The sequence below is a fragment of the Streptomyces sp. NPDC059037 genome (assembly GCF_042740015.1).
In the GTDB taxonomy this organism is placed as follows: Bacteria; Actinomycetota; Actinomycetes; order Streptomycetales; family Streptomycetaceae; genus Streptomyces.
Window position 1 is genome coordinate 18,683 of sequence record NZ_JBHYIG010000110.1, and the last position, 9,174, is coordinate 27,856.

Annotated in this window: 7 protein-coding genes; all 7 read right to left on the minus strand. The window is 67.8% G+C overall.

Features of this window, described 5'->3' with window-relative positions; genetic code table 11:
• Positions 1-10: 10 nt before the first annotated feature.
• Positions 11-1,663, minus strand: coding sequence for a glucose-6-phosphate isomerase (gene pgi, locus ACFWY6_RS22800; RefSeq protein WP_384693258.1), 1,653 nt, complete (start codon positions 1,661-1,663; stop codon positions 11-13).
• Between the two features lie 198 nt (positions 1,664-1,861).
• Positions 1,862-2,197, minus strand: coding sequence for an RNA polymerase-binding protein RbpA (locus tag ACFWY6_RS22805; protein WP_078077905.1), 336 nt, complete (start codon positions 2,195-2,197; stop codon positions 1,862-1,864).
• A gap of 192 nt (positions 2,198-2,389) precedes the next feature.
• The gene (secG, locus tag ACFWY6_RS22810; protein WP_135329442.1) at positions 2,390-2,620 is read right to left on the minus strand and encodes a preprotein translocase subunit SecG; all 231 of its coding nucleotides are present in this window, start codon (positions 2,618-2,620) and stop codon (positions 2,390-2,392) included.
• A 133-nt stretch (positions 2,621-2,753) separates the two neighbouring features.
• Positions 2,754-3,530 carry a triose-phosphate isomerase gene (gene tpiA / locus ACFWY6_RS22815; RefSeq protein WP_266868272.1) on the minus strand — a complete coding sequence of 259 codons (777 nt, stop codon included), beginning with the start codon at positions 3,528-3,530 and terminating at the stop codon, positions 2,754-2,756.
• 6 nt (positions 3,531-3,536) lie between these two features.
• Entirely contained in the window at positions 3,537-4,748 is a 1,212-nt protein-coding gene (locus ACFWY6_RS22820; protein ID WP_384693260.1) for a phosphoglycerate kinase, read from the minus strand.
• Positions 4,749-4,854: 106 nt separating this feature from the next.
• Positions 4,855-5,865: a type I glyceraldehyde-3-phosphate dehydrogenase gene (gene gap / locus ACFWY6_RS22825; protein WP_384693263.1), complete on the minus strand. Its 1,011-nt coding sequence runs from the start codon at positions 5,863-5,865 to the stop codon at positions 4,855-4,857.
• Positions 5,866-6,042: 177 nt separating this feature from the next.
• Positions 6,043-8,997 carry a M14 family zinc carboxypeptidase gene (locus tag ACFWY6_RS22830; RefSeq protein ID WP_384693266.1) on the minus strand — a complete coding sequence of 985 codons (2,955 nt, stop codon included), beginning with the start codon at positions 8,995-8,997 and terminating at the stop codon, positions 6,043-6,045.
• Between the last annotated feature and the right edge of the window lie 177 nt (positions 8,998-9,174).

A 9,174-nucleotide genomic window follows, 5' to 3' on the forward strand; every position in this document is an offset into this window, starting at 1 on the left:
CCCTGAGGGCTCAACGCCCGCGCAGATCCCGGTACTTGGCGACCAGCGCGGTCGTCGAACCGTCCAGGTCCGGCACCTCGGCGCCCTCGGTCAGGGCGGGCTCGATGCGCTTGGCGAGCACCTTTCCGAGCTCGACGCCCCACTGGTCGAAGGAGTCGATGTTCCACACCGCGCCCTGTACGAACACCTTGTGCTCGTAGAGCGCGACGAGTTGGCCGAGAACCGACGGCGTCAGTTCCTTGGCGAGGATCGTCGTCGTCGGGTGGTTGCCCCGGAACGTCTTGTGCGGGACGAGCTCCTCCGGCACACCCTCGGCGCGCACCTCGTCCGGCGTCTTGCCGAAGGCCAACGCCTGCGTCTGCGCGAAGAAGTTGGCCATCAGGAGGTCGTGCTGGGCGACCAGGCCCGGCAGCAGATCGCCGACGGGCTCGGCGAAGCCGATGAAGTCCGCGGGGATCAACTTCGTGCCCTGGTGGATGAGTTGGTAGTACGCGTGCTGCCCGTTCGTACCGGGCGTGCCCCAGACCACCGGTCCCGTCTGCCAGTCGACCTTCTCGCCGTCACGTCCGACCGACTTGCCGTTGGACTCCATGTCCAGCTGCTGGAGGTAGGCGGTGAACTTGGAGAGGTAGTGCGAGTACGGCAGGACCGCGTGCGCCTGGGCGTCGTGGAAGTTGCCGTACCAGATGCCCAACAGACCAAGGAGCAGAGGCACGTTGGACTCGGCGGGCGCGGTGCGGAAGTGCTCGTCGACGAGGTGGAAGCCGTCCAGCATCTCGCGGAAGGCGTCCGGGCCGATGGCGAGCATCAGCGACAGGCCGATCGCCGAGTCGAACGAGTAGCGGCCACCGACCCAGTCCCAGAACTCGAACATGTTGGCCGTGTCGATGCCGAACTCGGAGACCTTCTCGGCGTTGGTCGACAGCGCCACGAAATGCTTGGCAACGGCGTCGGTGTCGGCACGCAGCCCCGTCAGCAGCCAGTCACGCGCGGAGGTGGCGTTCGTGATCGTCTCGATCGTCGTGAACGTCTTCGAGGCGATGATGAACAGCGTCTCGGCCGGGTCCAGGTCCCGCACGGCCTCGTGCAGGTCGGCGCCGTCGACGTTCGACACGAAGCGCACGGTGAGGTCACGGTCGGTGAAGGAGCGCAGGACCTCATAAGCCATGGCGGGACCGAGGTCCGAGCCGCCGATGCCGACGTTCACGATGTTCTTGATGCGCTTGCCGGTGTGCCCGGTCCACCCGCCGGAGCGGACCTGGTCGGCGAAGGCGGCCATCTTGTCGAGGACGGCGTGCACGGCCGGCACCACGTTCTCGCCGTCGACCTCGATCACCGCGTCGCGCGGGGCGCGCAGCGCGGTGTGCAGGACCGCACGGTCCTCGGTGGTGTTGATCTTCTCGCCGCGGAACATGGCGTCCCGGAGCCCGAAGACGTCCGTCGCGGCGGCGAGCTCGCGCAGCAGTGCCAGCGTCTCGTCGGTGACGAGGTGCTTGGAGTAGTCGACGTGCAGGTCGCCGACCTGGAGGGCGTATCCCGTACCGCGCGCCGGATCCTGCGCGAAAAGATCACGCAGCTGCACCTCCCCCAGCTGCTCCCGGTGCTTGCTGAGCGCCGCCCACTCAGGCGTCTGGTTGAGCCGCGCGCGGCCTTCTGCGTTCATCTCGGACTTCAGCCTTCTCTCGTACCTATGTACGTACCTTGCCCCGCTGCACGGTCCAACCTAATTGATCAGGGCCCGGTATGAGATGTCTGCAGCTGTCTGTCCGCACACGTGCCGGTAAACGTCACATGAAAGGCCGACCGGCCCATGAAAAGCGCAGCGGCCGAACACCCTCAGGTGTCCGGCCCTTCGCAAGTCCTAGATCTCGCCCCGCAGTTTGGCGAGCGCCTCCGCGAGAATGGCCTCGCCGTCCGCGTCGCTGCGCCGCTCCCGTACATACGCCAGGTGCGTCTTGTACGGCTCGGTGCGGGGCGGGTCCGGCGGGTTGTCCCGGTCCTGACCTGCCGGGAAGCCGCAGCGGGGGCAGTCCCAAGTATCGGGAACCTGCGCGTCGCTGGCGAAGCTGGGCACCGTCTCGTGTCCGTTGGAGCACCAGAAGGAGATGCGCAGTCGCGGCGCGGACTCACCGCGCTCGGCCTCGCCCATCGGCCCCGCCCCGACCCGACTTCCTCGGATCGCGTTGCCACTTGCCACGGTCGTAACTCCCTGCGTGATGGTGCTGCTGCGGGCGCCTCAGTCTACGTAAGGCCCAACGCGCGTCCAGTGTTTGGAGTTACACCCCGCCCCGAGACGCAAGCCCCATGATAATCCGCGCTGGAGAGCACGCACCGTACATGGGGCTTTCAGCGATGATTTCGCAAGGTGGTAATCAAGCCGCTTTCGCGGTCAGTTGTTCACCTTCATCAGCAGGCCGAGTACGACAATGCACGCGAACCAGAGAAGACCGACCACAACGGTGATGCGGTCGAGATTGCGCTCGGCGACCGACGAGCCGCCGACGGACGACTGCATGCCGCCACCGAACATGTCGGAGAGGCCGCCGCCCTTGCCCTTGTGCATCAGCACCAGCAGCATCATCAGCAGGCTGAAGACGATGAGGGCGATCGAGAACCCCATAACCACGGCTGGACCAACTTCCTCGGATCTGAATCGACGACGGGGGCCGGTGGCTCTTCTTCTTAGCCCTTGAAGCTAGAAACCAGAGCCTCCGACCCCCGCAAGGGTACGTCGTAACGCCGCTACCGCATACTCACTGGTCGCTGAAGCGGACGATCTTGACGAACTCGTCCGTGTCAAGGGCGGCGCCACCCACCAGGGCACCGTCGACATCGGGCTGCGCCATGATCGCGGCCACGTTGCCGGACTTCACGGAGCCGCCGTACTGGATGCGCACCTTGTCGGCGAGCTCCTGCGAGTACAGCTCGGCCAGACGGCCGCGGATCGCACCGCAGACCTCCTGGGCATCCTCGGGGGTCGCGACCTTGCCGGTGCCGATGGCCCACACCGGCTCGTACGCGATGACGATGGACTCGGCCTGCTCGGCGGGGATGCCCTTGAGGCCACCGTCGATCTGGTTGAGCGTGTACTGGATCTGCTGGCCGGCCTCACGGATGTCGAGGCCCTCGCCGACGCAGAGGATCGGGGTCAGGCCGTGCTTGTAGGCGGCCTTCACCTTGCCGTTGCAGACCTCGTCGGTCTCGTCGTGGTACTGGCGGCGCTCGGAGTGGCCCACGGCCACATACGTGCACTTCAGCTTGGCGAGCATCGGGCCCGAGATCTCGCCGGTGTACGCGCCGGAGTCGTGCGCCGAGATGTCCTGGGCGCCGTACTTGATCTTGAGCTTGTCGCCGTCGACCAGGGTCTGCACGGAGCGCAGATCGGTGAAGGGCGGCAGGACGGCGACCTCGACGGCCTCGTAGTCCTTGTCGGCCAGGGCGAAGGCGAGCTTCTGGACGTGGGCGATGGCCTCGAGGTGGTTGAGGTTCATCTTCCAGTTGCCCGCCATCAGCGGGGTACGCGTAGTCATCAGGTGTCAGTTCTCCAGTGCCGCGAGGCCGGGGAGCGTCTTGCCCTCGAGGTATTCGAGGGAGGCTCCGCCGCCGGTGGAAATGTGGCCGAATGCGTTCTCGTCGAAGCCCAGGATCCGGACGGCCGCGGCGCTGTCGCCACCGCCGACGACCGTGAAGGCCGGGGAGTCGAGGAGAGCCTGGGCGACCGCCTTGGTGCCCTCGGCGTAGTCCGGGTGCTCGAAGACGCCCATCGGGCCGTTCCAGAAGACGGTGGCCGCGTCGGCGAGCTTCGAGGCGTAGAGCTTACGGGTCTCGGGTCCGATGTCGAGACCCTCCTGGTCGGCCGGGATGGCGTCCGCGGCGACCGTGGTGGGGTTGGCCGGGGCCTTGGTCTTCAGGTCCGGGAAGTCGGTGGAGACCAGTACGTCGACGGGGAGCACCAGCTCGACGCCGCTCTCCTCCGCGCGCTTGATGTACTCCTTGACCTTCGGGATCTGGTCCTCCTGGAGGAGGGAGATGCCGACCTCGTGGCCCTGCGCCTTCAGGAAGGTGTAGGCCATGCCACCGCCGATCAGGAGGCGGTCGGCCTTGCCGAGCAGCTGGTCGATGACGGCCAGCTTGTCGGAGACCTTGGCGCCGCCGAGCGCGACCACGTAGGGGCGCTTGACGTCCTCGGTGAGCTTCTTCAGGACGCCGACCTCGGTGGCGATGAGGTAGCCCGCGTAGTGCGGCAGGCGCGCCGGCAGGTCGTACACGGAGGCGTGCTTGCGGTGCACGGCACCGAAACCGTCCCCTACGTAGACATCCGCAAGGGCGGCGAGCTGGTCGGCGAAGGCGCCGCGCTCGGCGTCGTCCTTGGACGTCTCGCCGGCGTTGAAGCGGAGGTTCTCGATGACGGCGACCTGGCCGGGCTGCAGTCCGTCCACCGCGTCGTGCGCGGCGGGGCCCACGGTGTCCTGCGCGAACGCGACGGGCGCGCCCAGGAGTTCACCGAGCCGCTCGGCGGCGGGCAGCAGCGAGAACGCCGGGTCCGGGGCGCCCTTGGGGCGGCCCAGGTGCGAGGCGACGACCACCTTGGCGCCCGCGTCCGCGAGCGCCTTGACGGTCGGCAGGACGGCGCGGATGCGGCCGTCGTCGGTGATGGTGCCGTCGGCGAGCGGCACATTGAGGTCGGCGCGGACGAAGACCCGCTTGCCTTCGACCCCTTCGGCGAGAAGTTCACGAATCGTCTTCATGGCTGGACTCCAGGACTCCTTAAGAGGGCTGACGTGCAACAAGGCCCGGACCGCAGTATTGCGCGGTCCGGACCCTGTACTCACATCGAGGTGTCTGCTCTGACGATCAGAGCTGGCCGCCGACGAAGACCGTGAGGTCGACGAGGCGGTTGGAGTAACCCCACTCGTTGTCGTACCAGCCGAGGATCTTCACCGACTTGCCGTCCTGGACCATGGTCAGGGACGAGTCGAAGGTGCAGGACGCCGGGTCGCCGACGATGTCCGAGGACACGATCGGGTCCTCCGTGTAGTAGAGGACGCCCTTCAGGTCGCCGTCGTCGGCGGCCTTCTTGAACGCGGCGTTGACCTCGTCCTTGGTGACGTCGCGCTGCAGCTCGACGACCAGGTCGGTGGCCGAACCGGTCGGGACCGGGACGCGCATCGCGATGCCGTCGAGCTTGCCCTTGAGCTGCGGCAGGACCAGAGCGGTGGCCTTGGCGGCACCGGTCGTGGTCGGAATGATGTTCTCGGCGGCGGCGCGGGCGCGGCGCAGGTCCGAGTGCGGGAAGTCCAGGATGCGCTGGTCGTTGGTGTACGCGTGGACCGTGGTCATCAGGCCCTTGACGATGCCGAAGTTCTCGTCCAGAACCTTGGCCATCGGCGCCACACAGTTGGTGGTGCAGGACGCGTTCGAAATGATGTTGTGCTGCGCGGGGTCGTACTTGTCCTGGTTGACGCCCATCACGATGGTGATGTCCTCGTCCTTGGCCGGAGCCGAGATGAGGACCTTCTGGGCGCCGCCGGCGATGTGCTTCTCGGCGTCGGCCTTCTTCGTGAAGATGCCCGTGGACTCGATCACGATGTCGACGCCCAGCCGGCCCCAGGGGATGTCCGCGGGGTTGCGCTCGGAAAGGACCTTGATGGTGTGGCCGTCGACCGTGATGGTGTCCTCGGTGTGCGACACCTCGGCCTTGAGACGGCCCAGGATGGTGTCGTACTTCAGGAGGTGCGCCGTCGTCGCGGTGTCACCCAGGTCGTTGACAGCCACGATCTCAATGTCCGCACCCTGCTCGAGCAGCGCCCGGAAGTAGTTGCGCCCGATGCGGCCGAAGCCGTTGATGCCTACGCGGATCGTCACGAACCGATCTCCTCGTTGGTACGCCGGTTTCAGACGCCGGCGAGATGTATGGGATGTCCCCGACCGCCTCCGACCCTACCTCTCTGATGGCCCCAAAGTGACATCGAGAGGGGGCTTCGGCGGCAGGTTGGCCCGTACCGTCCAGTAGGGGCACGGGCCAGCCTTCGTCACGGAGCGTCAGCGGCTCAGATGTGCCAGGGAGGCGCCCATTAGAGCGGTGCGCTCTGGGTTTCCGGGCACATGCTCGAACCCGAAGCCGAGGAGCACACTGTCACGCGCTGTGACGGCCGCGTGGGGCTTGTAGAGCTCCCCGGTGCGCGCCCAGTCGCCTGTGATATTGGGGCTCCCGGCCGGGGCCGGCGAGACGGCCCAGACACCGAGCCCGGACTCGAATCCTTCGGTCTCCGTCACGTTGCCTCCGACGACGAGTTGCGCGTTGTCGGCGAAGAGGCCGCGGCCTCCGCTGGAGGGGTCGGTGACGGAGCTGAGCGACACCTCGACCTTCTTGCCCGCGTAGGCACTGAGGTCGAAGGCGACGGGCTTGAAGCCGCCCGCCGCGCCGGTGAAGCTGTTCCAGGCGCCGCTGCTGCCGCTGGCCGTGCAGCCGGTCGCCGTCTGCGTCAGGTAGTGGCGCAGGAACGGGTGGCCGTTGATGAAGAACCCGGCCCCGCACTCCGCGGGCACGTCCGTCTTGGAGCCCCCGTTCTTGTCCGGGAGCGTGGTCCAGTCGTCGGCGCCCGGGGTGTGCGCCTCCAGGATGCCGTGGTCGTAGCCCGGCTCCAGGTTCCAGTTGAGCGCGAACCGCAGCTCCGGCGCGTCCGCGGCCGTGACACTGGTCAGGTCGATGGTGCGGGTCAGCCGCTTCCAGTCCTGGTCGGCATGGGTCGCCGATGCCATGCCCTGGCCCTCGAAGGGTGCGTACGGGTTGCTGAGTCCGGGGTAGCTGCCGGCGGCCGCGCTCTTGAACTGCGGGAAGTCGTCGGCGGGCAGGTTGTCGGACGTGACGGTGTAACGGCCCGCCTTGTCCAGGGGGTTGGCGCCGGCCGCCGCGAGCGGGGTCTTGACGCCGTCGAGCGCCCCGCTGCCGGCGAAGCTGTTGGCGCCGGGTGCGGAGAGGCGTTCGTACGCGCCCAGGTAGTACTGCGCGAAGTCGTCGGTGAGCGCGTCACCGAGGTCCACGTTGCCGCCCGTGCGCTCGCCGGACTCGATCAGCTTGCCGCCCTCGTTGAGGTAGGCGCGCAGGGCGAGTTGGGTGGGCGCGCCGGGTACCGGGTCGCCGGTGTAGTGCACGACCGTCGAGAAGTGGCCGAGCACGCCCAGCGGGTGCGGGGCGCCCTTCTCGGCGACGTCCCAGACCGCGGCCGAACGCCCGTTGCCCTTGAGGGCGTCGACGTACTTCTGGGCCTGTGTGGCGGTGGCGCCTTCCTCGGCGACGACGAGCGTCTTCGCCTTGGGGCGTTCGGCGACGGTGTACGTGAAGTGCTCGCTCTCCGTGCGGCCCTTCTTGGTGCGCCCGGTGAACCACACCTCGACCTTGTCGCCCACGCGCGCGTCCTCGACGGCGGCGCGGTACTGGTCGAAGTGCAGGTTGTCCTCGCCGCCGTACGTCTCGCCGCCCTTCCAGGCCTTGAGGTCGTCATCGTGCGTACGGCCGCCGTTGACGCGGTAGTTGAGCTCCTTGTCGCGCACCGACTTGCGGGCGGTGACGGCGACCTCCTGGTCGGCTCCGCGCGCGTACGACGTCGTGAAGGCGTCCGGGGTGAAGTCGGGGGCCTCGATGCCGGGGACGGAGACCGGCTGGTCGGGGTGGGCGGCGGTCTCGGCGACGGCGAGCGCGAAGGGGATGTTCTTCGCGAACTCCTGCTGGATCAGCTTCTCGTCGTCCGGGAAGGTGAAGATCGAGGCGCAGTCCTCGGGCTTCCAGGGGTCGTTCGGGTCGAGCGCGGAGACGGTCTGGCAGGTGGACATCTCCGGCGTGAACATCGAGATGCCGTTGATGTTGCCCGCGTGGCCGTCCGCCTCGCCGTTGGTGGTGTAGAGCTCGGAGGCGACCTGCGGGTGGTAGCCGGGGATTGCGGGCTTCTCGGGAGTGCCCGCGAGGGCCTTGTAGAGCACGTCGTCCGGGGTGGGCGTCGCGACCTGCCAGCCCACTCCGTAGAGGATCAGTTCGGCCGCCGAGTGGTAGTTGATGCCGTACTCGAAGCCGATGCGCTTCTGGAGGCGGTCGAGCGCCTTGGTCTCGGGCTCGGACATGGGTCCCGTGCCGCGGTAGGTCTCGGAGGAGGGCTCCGGGGACGAACCCTCGTTGTCGTAGCCCCACTTGTAGGCGAAGTTGCGGTTGAGGTCGACGCCGTCGCCCGCCGCGATCTTGCCGTCGCCGTCGATGTCGCGGAGGTTCTTGCGCCACTGGCGGTTGCCGTCGGCGGCGTGCGTGAAGTCGTAGCCGTCAGGGTTGGCCGAGAGCACGAACCACAGCTCGGTGGAGTCCACCAGCTTGGTGATGCGCTGGTCCTTGCCGTAGTTGTCGAGGTAGTGGTGGAGCAGGCGGCGGTTCATCTCGGGGGTGATCCACTCGCGCGCGTGCTGGTTGGAGAGGTAGAGCGTGGCGGGCTTGGAGCCGTCCTTGGACTTGCTCGCGCCCTTGGAGAGCTTGAGCGCGAGGATGTCCTGCCCCTTGAGCGTCTTGCCGATGGAGACGACCTTGGTGATCCCGGGGTGGGCCTGCCCGGTCTTGACGATCTCCTCCTTCAGGCCGCCCTTTCCGCCGTACGGCCTGAAGACGCCGTCCCCCGCGGCCTTGAGCTTCTTCTCCGTGCTCGCCGAGACCTTGTGCTCGGTGAGTTCGATGCCCTCGCGCTCGACGCCCTTGGCCTGCGCCTCGGTCAGATAGACCTGGACGCGGGCGGTGCCGCGCTCGGGCGCCTGGCCCGCGAGTTCATGGGCGTCCTGGCCCGCCTTCACCAGGATGGGTATCTGCTGCTTGGTGACGTCGGCTTCGTAGACCTTCACGGCCGCCGGATCGTCGGCGGCCGGGGCCTTCGGATCGGCCTGCGCGTGCGGCGCGGCGACGAGTCCGCCGATGAGCAGCGCGCCCGCGGCGACGACCGATCTGGCTCTCGCTCTTCGTCTCATGAGCCCCCCTTGCAGTTGTCCGGCACATATGTGCGGAACGCCAGGCTCGTGACACTTCATGATCATGTCAATATGGCGTGGAGGCCGATGCGAAAAGGGACGCAAAGAAGCCGCGGGGGGCGGGCCGGGCCCCCCGGGGGGGGGGGGGGGCGACCGGCGGGCCCCCCCCCCGGTGGT